Origin of the sequence: Oceanirhabdus sp. W0125-5 (genome assembly GCF_027938815.1) — a bacterium.
Lineage (GTDB): Bacteria > Bacillota > Clostridia > Clostridiales > Clostridiaceae > Oceanirhabdus.
The window spans coordinates 986,786-1,007,415 of the sequence record NZ_CP115913.1 but is presented as its reverse complement, the minus strand read 5'-3'; the positions used below and the strand labels follow the sequence as shown (position 1 = coordinate 1,007,415).

Below are 20,630 nucleotides of genomic sequence, written 5' to 3'. Positions count from 1 at the left end.
AAATTTTTGATTTGTTATATATATGAAGGATACTTAATGGAGGTGAGAAGTTGGATACTGTAGAGAACATAGTAAAAGACATTCAAAATGGACATGTTGAAAAATATGAAATACTCATTGAAAAATATCAACAACAACTTTATAAATATATTTATTATATGGTTGGTGATATATATGAAGCAGAAGATTTACTTCAAGATGTATTTCTGAAAGCATATGAAAAAATTGATAAATATCAAACATCAAATTCCTTTTCTGCATGGTTATATAAGATTGCTTATAATCATTCTATTAATTTTATTAGAAAAAGAAATATTATCAAATTCGTTGATAAATTCGATTTTAACAAAGTAGTAGAAAAAGATTCTTCTATTGAATTAGCAGCAAACAATGAATTTGACAAAGATATTGAAATTGTATTATCTAGATTAACACCCGAGGAAAAGAACTTACTTATTTTAAGAATATTTGAAGAAAAAAACTACGATGAAATCGCCATGATATTTGATAAGAAGCCAGCTGCAATTAGAAAAAAATACGAAAGAGCAAGAAAGAAATTTATAAAATATTATGAAGGATTAGAAGGGAGCGATAATATTGAACAATATGCAAATTGAATCTAAAATTAAAGATCATTTTAAAAGTGTATCACTACCAAAAATTGATGTTACTCAGAAAGTAATGGATAAAATAATCAATCCACAACCTAAAATAAACATATTTAAAAATAAAAAATTTGCTATAATTCTTTTAGCTGCAATTTTTATAACAACCACAGGTTTTGCAGTAAGTAAACTTATAACTATGAAAGACAGTGATGGTAATGTTTTATGGACATATAATGAAGGTACTGACGAATATGAACGACTAAAAAAATTAACAGATGAAAAACGAGCTGAAATAAATTTACAATCCGGAGAAGCAGTTTTAATTTTTGTTAATAAAGACAATCCTACTAAATTCATGAGTATCTTTATGGAACCAATTGTAACCACCAATTTTTCAGATATTGAAAATAACATGTTTACTAACTTTAATCTTCCAAAGGTATTCTTAGAAAAATATGAGTTTACTACAGGACAAATCCAAATGGAACCTAAAGATGTAGATAATCAAGAAATAATTAAAGAGGCGAATAATACTACTACAAAGGACAATCCTGTATTTGTAAAATATCTTGACCTTTCAGATAAAGTTACAAACATTTGCGGCACATATAGTGATGGTACAAATTCTATTAAGATAAACATATCTGAATGGCATGGAAATGATGTATATTCATCATATTCTAAAGACTCAAGTAAAAAACAAAAAATTTACGTAGAGAATTATCAGGTACTTTACGAAGAAAACGATGAAAGTAATAGAGTTTTTTGGATTAAAGATGAAGTATATTATAATATAACATCACCTTCTGAGGAAGCATCAATGGATGATTTAATAAAGGCCGCAAAGACCCTTATTAACCTTAATAAATAAGTATAGTAAACTTAAAAATATTGTATAAATCAAATTTAAACCTAGGCATACACTTGTCTAGGTTTAAATCTAATCCTGTTTTTTTAACGTAACTAGCAGAAGTCTCCCATCTTCTATAAGTGGGAGATGAATGCGTAATCTTAATACTTTTACATGGATAAAAAAGTATAAACGTGAAATAATAAGAATGAATGTTCTTCAGATTCATTAGTATTGTATTCAAAAGTAAAGGTGTTGAAAGCAGTGAAAATCAACAAAGCATATAAATTCAGAATATATCCAAATGAAAATCAAATAAAGATTATTGAAAAATCTTTTGGTTGTTCAAGATATGTATATAATCATTTCTTAAACCAAAGGAATGAAATATATAAAGCTGAAAAAAGATGTATGAAATATACAGAACAACAAAATCAATTACCAAGTATGAAAAAAGAACTTGTATGGCTTAAAGAAGTTGATAGTACATCACTGCAGATGTCACTAAGAAATCTTGATGCTGCATTCAAAAATTTCTTTGAAGGTAGAGCCGACAGACCAAAATTCAAAAGTAAAAGAGACAACTATAAAACATATACAAGTAATTTTGTGAATAACAATATTGAAATAAAAAAAGATAAAATAAAACTGCCTAAATTGAAATATGTTAATGCAAAAATTCATAGATATTTTGAAGGTAGAGTAATAAACGCTACTGTTTCTAAAACATCAAGTGGTAAATATTTTGTATCTATATGTGTTGAAACAAAGATAGAGCCATTAAAAAAAGTATCGGGGAATGTTGGTATAGACTTAGGGTTATGTCATTTTGCAATATTATCAAATGGTGAAAAGATTCAAAATCCTAAGTATCTAAAAAAGTCATTAGATAAATTGGCAAAGGAACAAAGAAAATTAAGTAGTAAAGAAAAAGGCAGTAACAATTGGAATAAGCAAAGAATAAAGGTTGCTAGACTACATGAACGTATATCTAATCAAAGATTAGACTTCATCCATAAGCTATCTAAAAGAATTATAAGCGATAATCAAGTTATAATTCTTGAAGATTTATCAGTTAAAAATATGATGAAGAATGATAAATTAGCTCAAAGTATTTCAGATGTAAGTTGGTATAAATTTGTTACTATTCTAGATTATAAGGCAAAATGGTATGGAAGAAAAATTCATAAAATAAATAGATGGTATCCATCATCTAAAACATGCAATAATTGTGGTCATGTTTTAGATGAAATGCCACTGCATATAAGAGAATGGAAATGTACTAAATGCGATAGCATTCATGATAGAGATATAAATGCCAGTAGGAATATCTTGAAGCAAGGGTTATTAGAAATAGCCTAAAAAATAAGAACCGTAGGTCTTACGGGGATAGCCTGTGGAGAAAGTAGATTGCGAAATCTGTGAAGCAGGAAAAGTTCTTGGATACACCAAGAAGCCCCCACTTCAGCGTGAGTAAGTGGAGGGTAGTTCACTACCACTCCTTCCCCAGCAACAATCGTAACTAAAATAAGAAAAGCACAATATTATAAACATTTCTTAATTACACTTCTAAAATCTTATCTTGCTCTTTCCCAAAAGCACCTTTATAGAATCCTATCACATTCCCCACACCATGACTAATCCATAATGGAAGAATACTTCCATTACATATAAATACCATTAGCCACCCCATAACAAAGGCCATAATAAACACACGAATAAATTCAAAGAGAGCTGCTTTAAAATCTTTATTTTCCATATACTGAGGAACAGCATGTGGCAAAGCAAAGATAACTGATTGAACTATATTACCAACAAGAAAACCTAAACTTGCAATTAAACCTTTTGTAATAAAACCCCTAAATAATATTTCTTCTGATAAACCAGTAGTTATAACTGCCATAAATATCAGTGAAAGAATTGTAGTTTCACAAAATCCTTGTTCTTTAAATGACATGATAAAACCATTATTGGAATAGTTTTTAAGAGAACTTGGAGATAATAAACATCTACTTATTTTTTTTATTAGTCTTGACATAGTGCGCATTAAAAGAAAAACTATTACAAAACTCATCAAATTATCAGGCATATATAACCCAATATGCTCTGTAAAACCATCGATTTTTCTATATCTAAGTAAATATACTACCAAAGGAATAGCAGTAAACACAAACAATTGAAATATCCCATCGTGTATTGTTTTTCTTAAAAACTGAACGTTATTTTTACTTTTATTCATTATTATCAACCTCCAAAACATCCATCATATAATCATCAACTTCTATACCAAGTTCAGATTCAACATCAGTTCTTATAGTATTAATTACTTCACTGTAGACCTTAAAGTCTTCACTCAACTTCAAGTAAGGATGATTTTCATCTATTATACTATCTGCATCTAGATCTTCAATCAATTTAATCCATGCACTTTTTTTCTCTTCAGTATCTACTCTCACATTAAGAAAAGGCTCATATATCAAAGCTAAAACCTCCCCGTATGCTCCTGGGAAAATCCTCATAAATTCCTCATAGATGTATTGTTTTTTCATTTTAGTTGAGTATTCTAATGTCTCTCTTAAGTTCTTTACTTCACTACTCATTTCATAAATATCCCCTATGCTTTTATCTAGCAAATGATTAATTATACTTTTATTTTTTTGTAATTCCTGAATATTTTTTTCAATATCATTGAGAGTTTTTTTCATAATTATATTTAAAGGTTTTTCACCTTGAATTACTTCTTTAATATTAGGTATAGGAATATCAAGCATTCTAAGTGCTGCGATTAGATTTAGCTTTGTTATATCCTCATTTGTAAATTCTCTATAGTTGTTCTCTTCATTCTTCTTTGGATTTATAAGACCTTCTTTTTCATAATATTTTATAGCCCTTCTTGTAAGTCCAGTCTTTTCCGATACACTCTTTACATTCATATTAACACCTCTATTTTTTATTGAGTTATGACTAGATTCAACTAAAAATGAGTATAAACTTACTAATTAATTTGTTTATAAACAATTAAATAATATATCTTTATTATAAAGGTGTACTTAAGGTACAAGTCAACAATTATTTGAAAATTTTCAATAAAATGTTTATAATCTTATTTTTTTATCTCTTACAATAGACCTCTATCTTGAGATTACTCATACAAAAAACCATGAAGCTTCAGGTATTTATAACCTAAAAATTCATGGCTTTTAATATGGTTTATTATATCTCATGTACTCTTATCTTCGGTTAAGAAAGCAAGTCTCTTATCTACATCGTCTACAGTAGTTTTGGTAGTATGGCTGATTATAATAATAGTAATAAGGATACGGTCTATAACCTCTGAATCCCCTTCCTATTGCGAACAATGCAAATAATGGTAATAAGAACATATTCACTCCTCCTATTCATCACTTTTTAAGCTTATGTGCTAAAATCATCTCTTTATTCAGTATATGCACCAATTAAAAACTTTCTATTAAAAACAAATAATATTTTAGTATATTTTAACTTAATTTGAATAAAATGACTTCATATGTTATACTCATTTTAAAATATAAAAGGGGATTGATATGATGGATGGGAAAATAATTGAATTTCTTAAAATGACTGAAGATGAATTCAAGGAATTCTCTAGTTATGAAAAAGAGAGTTATGCTAAAGAGCTACACAAAGTATTTAACGCACCACTAGAAGAAGCTTATGACAAGTCAAACAAAACATTTGAGACCTACCTCTCTAATGGGTTAAATTCTGAAAATAATTACTTATACAGTATTACCGAAACAAAGAATAATACAAAAGTAGGAACTCTTTGGTTTCTTACAAGAGATAATAACGGTATAAAAGAACTTCTTATAGCTTCAATCAGAATATTTGATGAGTATCAAGGAAAAGGTTATGGAAAAAAAGCAATGTCATTAATAGATAATAAAGCTTTAGAACTTGATGTTGATAAAATTGTTCTCCATGTTTTTGGATACAATAAGACTGCAATTTCATTATATGAGAAAGCTGGTTTTGAGCCATTCAGTGTTAATATGGAAAAGATTTTGAAATAATTTATAACTGTAATATACATTATCTGAAAGTATTAAAAAGTCATGGAAATTAAGGTGTTTTCACCTAAATTCCATGACTTTTAATAATTTATTATAAAATATCCCCTGCTAGTAAAAACAAACTAATTATCCTAACCGCAACTATATCCATTCTTATCCCCTTTACTCTATAACCACTCTAATAAAACAGGAATTAACTTTGAATACCCGAAAATTGATTGTATTGTTTCAACAACCTCTTTTGTCCCTAATTTCTGTTCCTCATCACTACTGCATTCTATTCTTAGTGACCTGTTAATGTTATATTTAAGCCACTCTAATTTTCCCTTAAATATTGAATATAAAACATCTTCTAAATTATCCTCAATAGCTCCGACCTTATTAATATAAGAATCAATAACAGCACAAAATGCCTCTTTATCAGGAGTTTCACTTTCACCACCTGACCAGTACAGAGCAACCTCTAATAATTCCACAGATGGATTTACATACCCCGCAGCATCCCAATCAATAATCATTGGAATACCATCTTGATCCCACAAAACATTCTTAGGATCCAAATCTCTATGACTAATGACTAAATTATTTGTAACTTTTTTGAATGCACTATTTGCTCGCTTCTCTATTTGATATAATGTATCTGCTTTTTCATAAAGCTCATTACCCCATAATAAATTTTCCTTATTTCCTTTTTCAGCATACATGTTCCAATCAGTAACTGTTACAGTAAAATTATTTTCATTGCTTATTGATATTGAAGAAAAATCCAAATTGTGAATTTTAGCCAACATCTCCCCAATTAACTTACATTTGTTAATATCTACTGTATTTTTATCTAATGCCTTTCCATTAAACCAAGGAAATATAAGGTAATATTGTCCATCCACCTCATGAATACTCTTACCATTAACCTCTATTGCAGGAATAGTATTAATCCCTCTATTATAGGCTATTCTAGTTACATGATCAGCAAATATATGGTTATTCATAGCAGTTTTTCTTTGCATTATTTGTGGATTTAAAGCCTTAACTGCATACTCCCCTTTTTCTGTTACCACTTTATACATTTCATTCATTAACCCGCCAAAAACCTGTTGTGGTTCTTTTTTCAAGCTTCCCATTGAAAGCTTTTTAAACAACTTTTCAAAGTTTAACTTATAAGATAAATTCGCCATATATTTTTCCTTTCATGAAATAATTATTAATAAAGCTAAATAAAAAATACGGTGTCTATTACTAAAATATAACTCCGTATTTTCAAATCAATAACTTGTTCATACTACTAATATACATAATATAGATAATTAATTTTTTAAAGCCTCATTGTTTAGACTATTATTTGAAGCATTCTGTGGTTTAAAAGTATTTTTAAGATTTATACTAAAACTAATAATAAAACCAATTAATATAAGCAATGCTACCTTATTTAATATATAATTCTGTTTAAAAAATATATGAATTATTAATAAAGCGATTAGTTCCATTACATTACCATAGTATCGAAGAAATTGTTGTTTAATTTTATTACTATTATAAAAATTATCAGGATCAAACTGAATATAACTTCCAATTGGAATTATACTAAAACTAACTTCTATATCTTTAACTTTAAAAGGAAACATTCTAGGTCCAAGAAATATTCCAAAATTAGTCGGCTTAAAGCCTAATAAAATAGATAACAATAATCTTGAAAAATCAATAGTAATACATATACTATTAAGCATCATCAATATAATTAAAATCTTCATAGGTTATTCTTCCTTTCTTATCTGAATTAAGTACTTCTGATAGATTATTTTAAAACTATACAATAATCCATCCATATATTATCAATACTGTTTTATATTTATATAATAAAATCTTTTTGGTATAGATTCAAGTATTCTATTTGTTTTCAAAAAATCTTAGATTGTAAGTTAGAAGTTCAATAGTTTTCCACATGTTATTAATGTTTTCAGTAAGATATAATGTATTAATGTATAAAATATGGTATAATCAGGTAAAATTATAATTGGTAGCATTTATATTATTATCATTTAAAACGGTTTATAGGAGGCTTTAAATATGAGCAATGAGCAAAAAGAACAAAAAATTTCTGAAATAGTATTAGAAAAATTATTAAAATCAAGAACAATCATGATTTCAGGAGAAGTAAATCAAGCTTTAGCTGAAAAAGTATGTACACAACTTTTAACTCTACAGGAAATGGGAGATGAACCAATAAAACTGTTTGTTAACAGCCAAGGAGGACATGTTGAAGCAGGAGACACTATTCATGATATGATAAAATTTATTAAACCTCGTGTTATAGTAATTGGAACTGGTTGGGTAGCAAGTGCTGGTATTACAATCTATCTTGCAGCTGACAAAGAAGATCGTTATTCTCTACCTAATACAAGGTATATGATACATCAACCATTAGGTGGATTCCGAGGTCAAGCTACAGATATTAATATTGAAGCAGAACAAATTTTAAAATTACGCGATAGAATTAATAAGATAATCAGTAAAGCAACTGGTCAACCTCTTGAAAAAGTAAATCAAGATACAGATAGAAATTATTGGTTAACTGCAAATGAAGCTGTTGAATATGGAATTGTTAATAAAGTTATTGTTAAGAATGATGAGATAGAGAATTTTTAATTTTAGACAAAAAGAGTCTGCTCAAATTTCTTTGACAAAGACTCTTTTTTTTGTTATTTATTAATAAATAGCATAACATTCCATAATTTGATGTAACCGAGTAAAATAGAGCCCATAATCAAATCTCTCTGATTACCAACTCTGTTCTTTAATCTTTAAATATTTAATTTTTATAACAAACTAATTATAAAATATCAAACTTAGAATTTTTCAAATTTGTTAAATTGAGCATTCTATAAGCAAGCGTAATAACTCTTTTTGGAAATCACATACCTCATTATTTATACCAAAGAAATTATTTGAAGCATAGTCAGCATCACATGCGCATTGTCCAGCACATAACCCTTCAATATCACAACCTTTACATGAACCGATATTTGCAGGTACTCTATTTACAATTCTCGAATACAATGAATTCATTGGTACTTCATTCATGGAATTTAAATCAGCTATTGGTTTAGTTTCACCAACACAAGTATAAACCTTTTTATCAGGACGCAAATCCAATTCATATCCAAGTCCACCACAAAAAGCATTTCCGCCTCCATTTAGTAGCCTTTTAAAAGGCGTGAACCAACTGCCTGATATATTCATTGAATTTCTTAATCCATACTTATAAGCATTTGCAAATATTTGGGCCAAATCTTTATCCAAATTCATTGTATCTTTATCAACCATTTTAGCAAAATTAAGTGAAATATTTTTGACGCCAATATCCTTCATCTCTTCTAAAAATTGAGGAACATATTCTCTAGAATGATTTGTAACAACTGAACAAACAACAAAACTTACCCCTTCTTCAGACAAAATACGAATTTGTTTTACAGCCTCATCATAATAACTATCATGTACCAACGAATGTCTATTATAATCATTAGTTTTTTTGATACTATCAAGACTTACAGCCGCTTTGATCTTCTTTCTTTTAAAATAAGAAACCATATCTTTAGTTATGTTTTGTAGGTTTGTATTTAATAGATAGTTAAATTTAATTTCTGGATATTCTTTTTCAACAAACTCAACTATCTGTTGAATTAAATCAAACTCTAAAGTTGGTTCCCCTCCAAAAAATCGAATCGACATTTCCTTCCTGTCTGAGAGATTTATAGCGTTACGAATAAACTTCGTACAGTCTTCAAATGTAAGCGCTAGCGAATTATTATACTTGCGTTCAACATAGCAATAATCACAAGAACAATTGCAGTTCTTTGTTAAAGTTAAACGTAGATTTTTTATTAATTCACCTTCTTTAGCTTTATTGTTTAAAATATTAAATCTTTTATTTATAAGATTATTGTCAAAATTCCCCTCATCACTTACAATATACTTTTTTTCTAAGCGATTTTTAATCTCAGAAGGAATATTATCATCAATATCTACAACTCTATTTCCCTCTATTCTAATATACTTATTAATCTCCTTAGAAAACATTATCATTCCACCAAATAGTGCATTATAAATTAAAACTTTTTCATCTAGTATAATTACCCTTGCATAATTAGAACAAAACATAATAATATCTCCCATATATTAATAAAATAATAGCAAATTTAAAATTTACTATTATTTATTTTCTTATTTTTATGTATAATATTTTAACTTTATTTATTTTTTTGAGGCTGAATAAAAAGCAAAATAATCCTTTTTATCCACCCTCACATGATTAAAACCATTAATCAAACATTTTATGTAGTCATAAAAGACTCTGAAAATTACTTATTAAAATTCGATTTGAATATCACAGTCTAAGCAATCACTAACCATATTTACTGTTTCAGCATCAATAGCTAATTCTAATACTTCAATTCCATTGATATTTTCTACATCTTTAACTAAATTGTTCATCGAATTACCTCCTTTCCATATTCTGGTATTGTCCAATTTTTATAATAATCTGACATAACCATTTTCTTTTGAATAATTTTTATAAAATAACCTACTACGTTTCTTAAATTCAGTATAAATTATAATTTTGAAATGAATAACTTATATTAAATATTAAGAAATGAAGTAAGATACTAGCATTATACATACTATTTCATGATAGTATTTTTCTAGATAAACTACACATTTCTTTAATTATTTACACTTTTTTACACCACGTACTATATTATATCATTATTCTTCTTCATTTTCAATATTTTTCTTTTACTTTCATCTTTACGTTTAACTTATAAATAATGTAATTAACTTTACATTCCTTTTATAGCAATAGTTCGAATTGCTATACATTACAACTCCAAATAACCTTCTACGCCTTTATCATTCGCAAAACCTACTATCAACTTTATAAATAGCATACCTATGTATGGGTATATTTTTTAAGGCAGAAACATATTTTTAGTCAAAATTAAAACACCTCTACTATACTCTTTGTTCAACTATAGTAGAAGTGTTTATTTACTTTTCCTTATAATGCTTAGCCTGAGAACTCCAAAGTTCATAGTATTTACCATCACTATCAGCCATGAGCTCTCCATGTGATCCATACTGAACGAGCACCCCTTCATTAAGCACACAAATATTATCACAAAAACGACACGATGATAATCTATGTGAAATGTATACAGCAGTATTATCTCCAATTATATTGTTGAATTTAGAATATATTTCAAATTCAGAAATCGGATCCAATGCCGCTGTAGGCTCATCAAGGACAATAAAACGCCCTTTTTTGTATATAGCCCTTGCCATTGCAATCTTCTGCGCTTCTCCTCCTGAAATCTCAACTCCATTTTCATCAAATTCACGATAAAGATAAGTATTTAAATCATTTCTCTCCAGAAATTTAGAAAGCCCTACCTTTTGCAATGAACACCTCACTTCATCATGATCATATTCCCTAGATGCAGCAACATTTTCCCCTAAGGCAAGAGAAAGTAATTTAAAATCTTGAAACACCACAGAAAAAATATCTAGATACTCATCTTGCTTGTAATTTCGAATGTTTTTACCATTAAGTGTTATTTCCCCCTCCGTTGGGTCATAAAGCCCTAACAGAAGCTTGATTAAAGTTGTTTTCCCAGAGCCATTCATCCCTACAATTGCAAGTCTTTGACCAGGTTTAAATTTAAGATTTATATTCTTAAGAACATACTTATCTGTACCCGGATATTTAAAGCTTACACTTTTAAACTCTATCTCACATTTACTCCCCAATCCTTTTTCTACTGAAATTTCTCCTCTACCCTCACTCTCATTTAAATCCATAAATCTAAATAGTTTTTCTCTATAGAGATCAGAAGGAATTATAATACTTAAACTCTTCACTATCTCACTAGCATTTTTAAAAATATTATTAATAGCCCCTATATAAAGCATAATTTGTCCAACAGATATCACACCATATAATGCTTTCATCCCTACAAACATGAAAATAATAACAGAAAGTATACTACTTAAAATTTCAGATATTGTAGTACCTTTTCCTAATTTCCTCCAAAATGTTGAGTATATGTGACACATATTTTCTGTATATACTTCTCCTGCATTTTCAGCAAGGTTCATATCATATAACCTTATATCCTTTCCCGTTCTGTAGTTATAGATTATATTCATATACGAACGGATATATCTAAAAATACCGTTACCTGTATTTCTTGTAAAGTTTCCCGCCTCTTTATTCGATTTAGAAATCACCTTAAACGAAAGTGTATTTAGCAATATAAAAATAACAAGGAATATAAAATTCATTACTCCGTTATTAAGGCCTCTAAAAGTAAAATCAGCCTTAAAAAACTCTATAGAAAAGAACAATGAAATTAAAACTCCTACCAACCCTCCAAAAAAATTACCAATTGATTTACCAAAGGAAGGGAAGTTATATATCCCAGTCATCTCAAGATATTGAAGTTCTACAATACTATCCTGAAGTGAATCATCTTCAACAAGTTCATAATTTAGATTCATTAACTTCTTTGCCTTCATCATGTCATGATTTCTAATAAGGTTAAAATCATGATATTGGCTTCTACTCTGGAAATACCCCTCAGCTACCATCATTAATAGATTAATTAAAATCATACTCCATACATATTTCATGATCTCTGTTAAAGACATATTCATAAAAATTAAGTCAATAATACATTTAGAAAGATACAGATTCACAAAAGGTCTTACTGACTTCATCATATTAAATAAAATAACACATGGAAAATATCTAGGTTCCAGACTTGAAAAATAACTGCAAAGTCTAAAAAATCTTATTATTTTATCCCTCAAGTAGAACACCTCCCTCCTTATAATATCGACTTTGAATTTCAAACATCTCTCTATATCTACCATTCTTTTCCATAAGCTCATAATGGGTTCCTTCTTCAATTATTCGCCCATACTCTAATAATATGATCCTATCACAAAACTTTGTGGATGCTAGTCTATGAGAAATAAATACTGATGTTTTATTCTTGCTCATTGCATTATACTCTTCATAAATTTCACTTTCTGCAATTGGATCTAAAGCCGCTGTAGGTTCATCAAGAATATTAATCTTTCCATTTTTATAAAGCGCCCTAGCAAGAAGCATTCTCTGATTTTGTCCTCCAGAAAGATCTATTGCCTTTTCTCTGCTTGTCTTCATCAAAAGAGTGTCTCCTTTTTCCTGAAGAGAGTCGACAAATGCACTCATTCCACTATCATAAATTGCTTTTTCAACTTTATATTTATCATATTTTAAACTTCCAGCAACATTTGAATATATTGTTTCTGGAAATATATTTATATCCTGAAAAACAGGCGAAAATAACTTATAATAGTCTGATTTATTAAATTCTTTACTATCATACCCATTAATCAGTATCCTTCCTTCACTCGGCTCAAGCAATCCCATAAGCAAAAGCATAAGCGTAGTTTTTCCAGCTCCATTGATTCCAACTAATGCAAGTTTTTCTCCAGCTGAAATTTTTAAATTAAAATTCTTAAAAATCCAATGTTCACTACCAGGATATCTATAACTTACAGAATCAAATTGAATCTCAGGTTCACTTTCTATCTCTGGTGAGATTCCTATTAAAACGTCTTCTCCATCCATATCTAGAAAATCTCTGATATGATCTATTCCAACACTAAAAGATATTAGTTTATTCACTTGGATTATTATTTCATTAAGCCAATTGGAAAATGCCATCACAAGTCCAACCATAAAAACAAAGTAAGAAACATCAATTTGTCTATTTAATAGTTTACTTATAAGGTATATATACACAAAAATATCTCTAATAAAAATCATTAAAGCATTTATAAGTACCGCTCCGAAATTCACATTCTCAGATTTCAACATATATGTTGACCATTTTTTTCTGTAAGTATTAAAACTTTCAGTAATCCAATCCTCCATTTTGTATATTCTGATATCTTTTAAGAAACTACGCTTTTGAGATAAGTCACGTATATAAATTGCTTTCTTAGCATACTTGCTTCTACTTTCAATATTTTTACTTTTATACTTATTTGCCCAAATACCATATAAGGAATTTATAGTTGCAGTTACAATTATAATGACAAGTAGAATTACATCAATTTTTACAATATCAATCGCGAAAAAAATGATTCCAAAAAATGATGTTAGTAATAGTACAATATTTTTTCCAAACTGGTGCATCGTTCCTCTGTCACCTTCACCAATGATTTCTTTTATCTTTGCAATCTTATTCTGAGTCTCAGGTTCTATAAGTTTCTGATAATTTAACTTAAAGAGTTTCTTGAAAATCATATCTGAATTCAAATAAGATTTTGCATTTATTCCCTTTTCCATAAGACGCACTGAAATAAACGAGGAAATTCCTTTTGCAGAAATCATACATAATGAAACTCCCAAAATCGACCTCAGAACTGATTCTATTGTCATTTTGTTTTCAATTCCACGAATTATAATCTTAGGTATATTTATTTCAGCATACACCCCAATAATTCCTGAAGGGATTGCTAAAATCAACAACAGAATATATTGAGGATACACTTTAATCCAAATTGCCAGATAAAATATCATATTACTCCAAAAATTATTTTTCTTAATTTCGGTATTTTCCATTGTTTATCCTCCATTTGTTTAAACAAAATATTTTACCAATTATGAGCATTAATACTGCTTTCTTGTTTACATTTAATTAAGTTACCATGATTGAATATTTAATTTTTTTATTCAAATGATTTAACCCTAAATTACAACTTTGCACTTATATTTATAAATTACCTCCTAAAATTTACAATAACATAAGTTAAATTTTATCATATTTTGTATAGTTTAGATATATAAAATGTAATTTTATGCGAAATTTAAAATAAAATTAGTACATTTAGGCTAAAAACCAAGATAAATGTAAAAAACATATACCCTTAATCAAAAAATTATTACTTACTTTAAATTGAAAAAATTGCAGCCTTACAATATCAAATTTATCATTCTTGTCCTAAATATCGTAAAAATAAAAAGACATGTAACTAGATTTTTATCTAAATTACATGTCCATAGTGAACAACTTTTTTTACTCTTAAGCTTTTTTTACCTTGAAAATAATTTTATTTGCTTATGCAACAATGTTATTAACCTTTAACTCCATTATTTTTTATTAAAAAAGTCTGCAGCTAGAATTTTTCTAACCACAGACTCAAATATTTCTATGTCGTTGTCTAAAAAACTCTTAAACTAAAAAATCATCTTAAAGCCTAATCCTTCATGATTGGCTTTTTTATTTTGTTTAAAAAAATCTTAAACTATTTTAATTTTTGATAGTCATCACTTAAATTTTTTGTTTAAAAAAGTCTTAAACTATTATTTTATATTTTATTAATCACTTAGTTTACACGACTTAATTCCAATATCATTGTATATAAACTTTTTCTATACATTTCTAATCTCATATTCCATATCTAATTTTCCCCTTCCAAGTTACGTTTATCTTTTTCTTCTTTATAGAAAATATATGCAATACATTCGTGCAACATCCAATGATGTGTATATTCAACTGTCCACGTTCTCATATCATCAAATCCATCATGCCCTAAAACGATATTCTATAACTAAATCCTCCTCTTAGAACTTATAAATAAAATTGAACTCTTATAACATTTATTAATGCATCGATATATATTTCCAAATATTCACTAAGAAACATCGAGTAGGAGCTAAATAATTAATTTATTTAGCGTCCTCTCACACCACCAAGCATACCGTTCGGTACTTGGCGGTTCATTACGACAATCTGATTTTCTTATATTGTGAAGATAAACTTACAAAACCATGATTAATCAATCTATGATTAGTTATGGTTTTAGTTAATATTGGGCTCTTGTAAATTATATAATCAAATTAGCCAAAAATTATAATCTCAAACTACACAAATTTGTACATTTTTTAGTATAATATTTCAAAAAAAGTTAGGAGAAATATTATGAGAAAAGATGTGTCAAATCAAATAAATTTAATAAGAGAGGAGATAGATTTATTGAATAAAAGCGAATTAGCTAGACGATTTAATTGCGATAGAAGAACAATCGATAAGTACTTAACAGAATCAAATAGTTCTACAAGAAAACCTAGAGTTATTAATGGGAAACTTGATGATTATAAAGAAATAGTTAAAGATAAAGCTGATAACTATGGATCTACTTCAATGGCTATATTCAAATTTATACAGAAAAAAGGCTATACAGGAGGATACCAAACAGTAAATAGTTTTGTGAAAAAACATAGAAAATCACAGGTGAAAAAAGCAACAATAAGGTTTGATACAAGTCCAGGACTTCAAGCTCAAGTAGATTGGAAAGAAAGTATAAAAATGATTAATAAGGAAGGTGAAGTATTTGAAGTAAATATATTTTTGATGGTTCTAGGATATTCAAGACTAAAATATTTGAAATTAACAATGGATAGAACTCAAAAAACTCTGTTTGAATGTTTATTTGAAGCTTTTAGATATTATCAAGGGATACCTAAAGAAATACTTTTCGATAATATGTCCACGGTAGTGGATAGGAATACTACTTCTTTTAAAAATGTATCCATAAATAAAAATTTCAAATACTTCTCTATGGATGCTGGGTTTGATGTAATCACATGTAGACCATATAGGCCTCAAACTAAAGGTAAAGTAGAAACTCTAGCGAAGCTAGTGGACAGGCTAACGCCTTTTAATGAAGAATTCAATACATTTGAAGATTTAGAGAAGATAGTAGAATCATTTAATCATGATATTAATAGTGAAATTTCACAAGCAACGAACGAGGTACCATTTATAAGATTTGAAAAAGAAAAAGAGTATTTAAACCCGTTACCTACAATGGATATCCTTCTATCATATTTCCACCACGAAAAAGAATATAAGGTATCTAATGAATCCATGATTAGATATAAAGGTAAAAAATACTCCGTTCCAACCTGTTATATAGGTTGTTATTTAACCGTTTCAGAAATAGAATCTGAACTTTATATTTATTATACTAAAGATTTAGTTGCTTGTCATAAGATATCCGATAAAACTTTTCACTATAAAAAAGATCATGCAAAAGAAATACTACTTTCAAATGCTCTGAGCCATTATGCAGAAGATGATGTAGAACTTTTTATTGAAGAAAACTTAAAGAATATGGATATTTTTTTAGAGGAGTGATTAAATGAGTAATTATAACAAACTACTTAATAACCTTGAAACACTGAAATTAGAGAAATTTAGAAGTTTTCTGCCAAACTTCTTAGATGAAATAACTAATAAGGATCTTACATTTATTGATGCTTTATTAGCATTGACAGAGAAAGAATTAGAATTTAGAAATGAGAGAGCTTCAAGGATTCAGATAGCTGTATCTGCATTTCCTTTTGAAAAAACTTTGTCAGATTTTGATTTCGATTTTCAACCTTCAATAAACAAAACTCAAATATTAGATTTAGAGAGTTTAAGGTTCATTGAAAATAAAGAAAACATACTATTCTTTGGTTCTTCAGGGGTTGGAAAAACTCACTTAGCTGTAGCACTTGGTGTTGCTGCAGCTAAGAAAAGACATTTAACTTATTTTATATCATGTCATGATTTAATTATGCAGCTCAACAAAGCTCATGCGGAGAATAGATTAGAAACAAAATTAAAACACTATGCAAAGTACAAGTTATTAATTATTGATGAAATAGGTTATCTACCAATTGATAAACAAGGTGCTAACCTATTGTTTCAATTAATAAATAAGAGATACGAGAAAAATTCAACTATTATAACTACCAATCAACCTTTTAGTAAATGGGGTGAAGTTTTTTCAGATATTACACTTGCTAACGCAATATTGGATAGACTGATTCATCATTCAAGTATTGTTAAAATCACTGGACCATCCTATAGATTAAAAGGAAAGATAGAGGTAATGGAAAGTAAGAAAATCAAAAATCAATAATTATAATAATTGTACATTTTGAGATTATAATTTTTGTGCATTTTGGGATTGACATTTACAGCTCTTTGATATTCGCCAATACCCTTTACGAGTGTTGGCATATTCCCAAGCTTTATATTTAGGCACACCTAGCTTCGCTAGATTTTTGAATCGTGTCTTGACTTTTTTCCATGTTTTCCATATGCAAGCTCTTAATCGTCTTCTTATCCAAGAATCAATATGCCTAAGTTTATCTCCCATATTTGCTAACTTATAATAGTTGACCCATCCTACAATAATTTCTTTTAGTTTCTTCAACCTATAGTTAAAGTTCATACTAATATTCCTATTTGTGAGTTTTCTTATCTTTTCCTTTAATCTTTCATAACTTTTCTTATGAACCCTAAGTTTTGCACCATCTCTAGTATAATAGTAACTGTATCCCAGAAATTTTCTTTTGATAAGTGAAGCAACGTCACTCTTTTGTTGGTTGACTTTTAGTTTCAAATTCCCTTCTAGGAATTTTGTGATATTCTGTAATACTCTATGCCCAGCGCGTTTACTCTTAACATAAATGTTACTATCATCTGCATATCTAACGAATTTGTGTCCCCGTTTTTCTAGTTCTTTGTCAAGTTCATCCAACATTATATTACTTAGGAGTGGACTAAGTGGGCCACCTTGAGGTGCACCATCTTCGTTACTCACTACTACTCCATTTACCAAAATTCCTGAGTTGAGAAATCTGCGTATCAATTTCAGTAATCGCTTATCTTTTATTTTACGCGCGATTAGTGCCATCAAGATATCATGATTAACTGTGTCGAAAAACTTTTCCAAGTCCATATCTACAACATATCTATATCCATCATTTATATATTCTATTGATTTCTCTAGCGCCATGTGTGCGCTTCTGTTAGGGCGAAAGCCATAACTGTTGTCTGAAAAATCTTTATCGAATATATCATTAACCACTTGAGCTATTGCTTGTTGCACTAATCTATCGATTACTGTAGGTATACCTAATAGCCTTATTCCGCCATTTGGTTTGGGAATTTCTTTTCTTCTTACTGGATTAGGTCTATATTTTCCATTTAACAAATTCGAGATTAAAGTATCTACATTTTGTTGTAGGTAAGGTAGAAGTTCATCTACTCTCATTCCATCAATCCCATTACTTCCTTTATTTCTCTTTACTCTCTTATAAGCTTCATATAAATTTCGCTTATTAACTACTCTTTCGAGTAAGTTTTCAGTATCTACTTCAGATTTGGCTTTCTGTATTGGTACCGCCAACAACTCACTGGACACTTTCTGTTTACCTCGAGTTTCCAACCCTACTTCCTCAGAACAGCCTTCTTTTGAAGTTTTCTGTCTTTTATTCATGTTTGTTGAGTATACCAACCTTATTCACCTCCGTAATGTTCAGTCCTTCCCATACTAACGCGTTTAGTATGGTACTATGACGTCTGCTGACTTCTGATAGTTCAGCTGCATATCACTATACAGGTTATCACGCATGAAATTCATCATAATGTGATGTATCTATCAGACCTCCCCAGGTAAGAGTGCAATCTTTCATTCCATATATCCGCTACATATACTGTAATAGTTTCGGGTGATACGGACTTTGTTTTGTTATGCAAACTCATCCAACTATATTCAGCCTCACATGTAATTTGTGTTCCTCAGACCAGAAATTTGCCTCCAGCTTCCTTCAGATTCCACCTCACGATGGACACCCTTGCTCTTGGCTAACACCTATATCACCTTCGGTGTTCGGGACTTGCACCCTATAGATTGCACCCATGCTGGGCGCACATAAAAAAATAGGCAAAGCATTTGCTTCGCCTATTTTAATATTATTAATCATAAACTTTTATTTCAAAATCTCCGCTATCATCTGAATCGTAACAGCGAACTCTGATTGTATAAGTCTTTCCACGCTCTAAACTATGTCTTATTTTAAAATTGTAGTGATTATCACTATAATCATCATTCTCTGCTAATTCTCTATCGTTATAGTAAAGAGTTGCTTTTAGGTCTAAATCACCATATGATTTAATTGAGTAAGTTCTGCTTCTAGTTGGAGTGAAAGTAAATTCCATGACTTCCCCTTGACTAATATACATATCTTTTCTCTGGTCCAATTTTAACTCAAGTGAATCCTTCTTTCCACTACCACTGTCAATTAACTCAGCATGTAATTTATAGGAACCACTTTCATTATTATTATACCCTATTACAGTAAGCAAATAATCCATACCACCGATAAGGTTGACTTTATTTAGTAAAAAATTACGGGATTGGCCTGAATCATCATCCTCATCAACGTCTGTTCCAGTGTCATTATTACACTCAAGCAATGCTACTAGATCCAATTCTCCACTACTAAAAATATTATATTCGCCTGTTTCACTTGGAGTTAAATAATAGAGATGTTTTTCTCCTTTTCTCATGCGTGAACTCTTAGTTCGATTCATAGTCCAATCTTCTCTTATAATGTTTCCACCTTTAGTCTGTTCATTATCATTATCATCATTATCATCATCTTCTTCATCTTCTTCATCATCTGGAAGGTAAGTAAAATATATGCCATACCATCCTTCATCACGTTGGTCATTACAATTGACATGAAGTGCATAACTATTGCCACCAACTAGTTCAGCTATCATGGTGATTTGGCCACCATCAATGTCGCTTATCTGCATTCCGCTATCATCAACATAGAAAACACCACCTACAAGTTCTAGATAACCGTAACTTTGAATTAAATATTCTCCATTTTGAGGAGCAGTGAAATATAATATATGTGTTTCCCCTGGTCCTATATATAGGTCGATATTATCTTGAATATTATCTAAATTAAATTGATAATCTTCTGCAAATACATCATGAGTAAAACATACTGATGAAACCCAAATCAATAATACTAAAGCACAACACTTAAAACCATTAACTAGTAATCTAGTCATAGCGATATTCCCCCTAACGATTTTTTTATAACAGTTAAGTCATCTACTTAACCGTAGGAGCAATTTTAATTGTTTGTCAGTTTCTTTACATCTTTTAGCATTCTTCTAATATTTAATAATTATAAATATCACAAGGTTGCTAAAA

18 protein-coding genes are annotated in these 20,630 nt (G+C 29.0%); 7 read left to right on the top strand and 11 right to left on the bottom strand.

What is annotated here, in order from left to right:
* The first annotated feature begins 50 nt into the window (after nt 1-50).
* From OW730_RS04930 to tnpB, 3 genes are all read left to right on the top strand, one after another.
* Nucleotides 51-617, top strand: coding sequence for an RNA polymerase sigma factor (locus OW730_RS04930; RefSeq protein ID WP_271227954.1), 567 nt, complete (start codon nt 51-53; stop codon nt 615-617).
* On the top strand, nt 598-1,479 hold the full coding sequence (locus OW730_RS04925) for a hypothetical protein (RefSeq protein WP_271227953.1): 882 nt from the start codon (nt 598-600) through the stop codon (nt 1,477-1,479). Before OW730_RS04930 ends, OW730_RS04925 begins: the two co-directional genes overlap by 20 nt.
* 243 nt (nt 1,480-1,722) lie before the next feature.
* Complete coding sequence (tnpB, locus tag OW730_RS04920) at nt 1,723-2,820, top strand: IS200/IS605 family element RNA-guided endonuclease TnpB (protein WP_333781260.1); 1,098 nt, start codon at nt 1,723-1,725, stop codon at nt 2,818-2,820.
* A gap of 199 nt (nt 2,821-3,019) precedes the next feature.
* Here tnpB and OW730_RS04915 read toward each other — a convergent pair whose 3' ends face one another.
* The 3 genes from OW730_RS04915 to OW730_RS04905 all read right to left on the bottom strand — a co-directional run bounded on the left by OW730_RS04915 (nt 3,020) and on the right by OW730_RS04905 (nt 4,841).
* A complete protein-coding gene (locus OW730_RS04915) occupies nt 3,020-3,697 on the bottom strand; it encodes a CPBP family intramembrane glutamic endopeptidase (protein WP_271227952.1) in 678 nt (225 codons plus the stop codon).
* Nucleotides 3,690-4,391 (bottom strand): MerR family transcriptional regulator, encoded by a 702-nt coding sequence (locus OW730_RS04910; RefSeq protein WP_271227951.1) that lies wholly within the window; start codon nt 4,389-4,391, stop codon nt 3,690-3,692. The genes OW730_RS04915 and OW730_RS04910 overlap by 8 nt, the downstream gene beginning before the upstream one ends.
* A gap of 324 nt (nt 4,392-4,715) precedes the next feature.
* The gene (locus OW730_RS04905; protein WP_271227950.1) at nt 4,716-4,841 is read right to left on the bottom strand and encodes a hypothetical protein; all 126 of its coding nucleotides are present in this window, start codon (nt 4,839-4,841) and stop codon (nt 4,716-4,718) included.
* A 180-nt stretch (nt 4,842-5,021) separates the two neighbouring features.
* Between OW730_RS04905 and OW730_RS04900 the strand changes: the two genes are divergently transcribed.
* Nucleotides 5,022-5,510, top strand: a complete 489-nt coding sequence (locus OW730_RS04900; protein WP_271227949.1) for a GNAT family N-acetyltransferase — start codon at nt 5,022-5,024, stop codon at nt 5,508-5,510.
* Nucleotides 5,511-5,677: 167 nt separating this feature from the next.
* Here OW730_RS04900 and OW730_RS04895 read toward each other — a convergent pair whose 3' ends face one another.
* Together OW730_RS04895 and OW730_RS04890 are read right to left on the bottom strand one after the other, a co-directional pair.
* Nucleotides 5,678-6,685 (bottom strand): phosphotransferase enzyme family protein, encoded by a 1,008-nt coding sequence (locus OW730_RS04895; protein WP_271227948.1) that lies wholly within the window; start codon nt 6,683-6,685, stop codon nt 5,678-5,680.
* A gap of 129 nt (nt 6,686-6,814) precedes the next feature.
* Complete coding sequence (locus OW730_RS04890) at nt 6,815-7,258, bottom strand: hypothetical protein (RefSeq protein ID WP_271227947.1); 444 nt, start codon at nt 7,256-7,258, stop codon at nt 6,815-6,817.
* Between the two features lie 316 nt (nt 7,259-7,574).
* Between OW730_RS04890 and OW730_RS04885 the strand changes: the two genes are divergently transcribed.
* Nucleotides 7,575-8,153 carry an ATP-dependent Clp protease proteolytic subunit gene (locus OW730_RS04885; RefSeq protein WP_271227946.1) on the top strand — a complete coding sequence of 193 codons (579 nt, stop codon included), beginning with the start codon at nt 7,575-7,577 and terminating at the stop codon, nt 8,151-8,153.
* A 219-nt stretch (nt 8,154-8,372) separates the two neighbouring features.
* Here the strand turns inward: OW730_RS04885 and OW730_RS04880 are convergent, their stop codons facing one another.
* The 4 genes from OW730_RS04880 to OW730_RS04865 all read right to left on the bottom strand — a co-directional run bounded on the left by OW730_RS04880 (nt 8,373) and on the right by OW730_RS04865 (nt 14,181).
* Complete coding sequence (locus tag OW730_RS04880; protein ID WP_271227945.1) at nt 8,373-9,665, bottom strand: radical SAM protein; 1,293 nt, start codon at nt 9,663-9,665, stop codon at nt 8,373-8,375.
* Between the two features lie 207 nt (nt 9,666-9,872).
* Complete coding sequence (locus OW730_RS04875) at nt 9,873-9,998, bottom strand: hypothetical protein (protein WP_271227944.1); 126 nt, start codon at nt 9,996-9,998, stop codon at nt 9,873-9,875.
* A 555-nt stretch (nt 9,999-10,553) separates the two neighbouring features.
* Nucleotides 10,554-12,374: an ABC transporter ATP-binding protein gene (locus OW730_RS04870; RefSeq protein WP_271227943.1), complete on the bottom strand. Its 1,821-nt coding sequence runs from the start codon at nt 12,372-12,374 to the stop codon at nt 10,554-10,556.
* A complete protein-coding gene (locus OW730_RS04865) occupies nt 12,364-14,181 on the bottom strand; it encodes an ATP-binding cassette domain-containing protein (protein ID WP_271227942.1) in 1,818 nt (605 codons plus the stop codon). The genes OW730_RS04870 and OW730_RS04865 overlap by 11 nt, the downstream gene beginning before the upstream one ends.
* Before the next feature lie 1,360 nt (nt 14,182-15,541).
* Here OW730_RS04865 and istA point away from each other — a divergent pair.
* The gene (gene istA, locus OW730_RS04860; protein ID WP_271224840.1) at nt 15,542-16,759 is read left to right on the top strand and encodes an IS21 family transposase; all 1,218 of its coding nucleotides are present in this window, start codon (nt 15,542-15,544) and stop codon (nt 16,757-16,759) included.
* Between the two features lie 4 nt (nt 16,760-16,763).
* Entirely contained in the window at nt 16,764-17,531 is a 768-nt protein-coding gene (istB, locus tag OW730_RS04855) for an IS21-like element helper ATPase IstB (protein ID WP_271224841.1), read from the top strand.
* A gap of 24 nt (nt 17,532-17,555) precedes the next feature.
* On the opposite strand, the gene ltrA is transcribed toward istB, so the two are convergent.
* Entirely contained in the window at nt 17,556-18,914 is a 1,359-nt protein-coding gene (ltrA, locus tag OW730_RS04850; protein ID WP_333781259.1) for a group II intron reverse transcriptase/maturase, read from the bottom strand.
* Between the two features lie 461 nt (nt 18,915-19,375).
* A complete protein-coding gene (locus tag OW730_RS04845) occupies nt 19,376-20,485 on the bottom strand; it encodes a hypothetical protein (protein ID WP_271227941.1) in 1,110 nt (369 codons plus the stop codon).
* Nucleotides 20,486-20,630 lie beyond the last annotated feature (145 nt).

Coding starts and splice junctions, on each gene's coding strand:
- OW730_RS04915 (WP_271227952.1), bottom strand. CDS start 3,697: ATGAATAAAAGTAAAAATAACGTTCAGTTTTTAAGAAAAACAATACAC.
- OW730_RS04910 (WP_271227951.1), bottom strand. CDS start 4,391: ATGAATGTAAAGAGTGTATCGGAAAAGACTGGACTTACAAGAAGGGCT.
- OW730_RS04905 (WP_271227950.1), bottom strand. CDS start 4,841: ATGTTCTTATTACCATTATTTGCATTGTTCGCAATAGGAAGGGGATTC.
- OW730_RS04900 (WP_271227949.1), top strand. CDS start 5,022: ATGATGGATGGGAAAATAATTGAATTTCTTAAAATGACTGAAGATGAA.
- OW730_RS04895 (WP_271227948.1), bottom strand. CDS start 6,685: ATGGCGAATTTATCTTATAAGTTAAACTTTGAAAAGTTGTTTAAAAAG.
- OW730_RS04890 (WP_271227947.1), bottom strand. CDS start 7,258: ATGAAGATTTTAATTATATTGATGATGCTTAATAGTATATGTATTACT.
- OW730_RS04885 (WP_271227946.1), top strand. CDS start 7,575: ATGAGCAATGAGCAAAAAGAACAAAAAATTTCTGAAATAGTATTAGAA.
- OW730_RS04880 (WP_271227945.1), bottom strand. CDS start 9,665: ATGTTTTGTTCTAATTATGCAAGGGTAATTATACTAGATGAAAAAGTT.
- OW730_RS04875 (WP_271227944.1), bottom strand. CDS start 9,998: ATGAACAATTTAGTTAAAGATGTAGAAAATATCAATGGAATTGAAGTA.
- OW730_RS04865 (WP_271227942.1), bottom strand. CDS start 14,181: ATGGAAAATACCGAAATTAAGAAAAATAATTTTTGGAGTAATATGATA.
- istA (WP_271224840.1), top strand. CDS start 15,542: ATGAGAAAAGATGTGTCAAATCAAATAAATTTAATAAGAGAGGAGATA.
- istB (WP_271224841.1), top strand. CDS start 16,764: ATGAGTAATTATAACAAACTACTTAATAACCTTGAAACACTGAAATTA.
- OW730_RS04845 (WP_271227941.1), bottom strand. CDS start 20,485: ATGACTAGATTACTAGTTAATGGTTTTAAGTGTTGTGCTTTAGTATTA.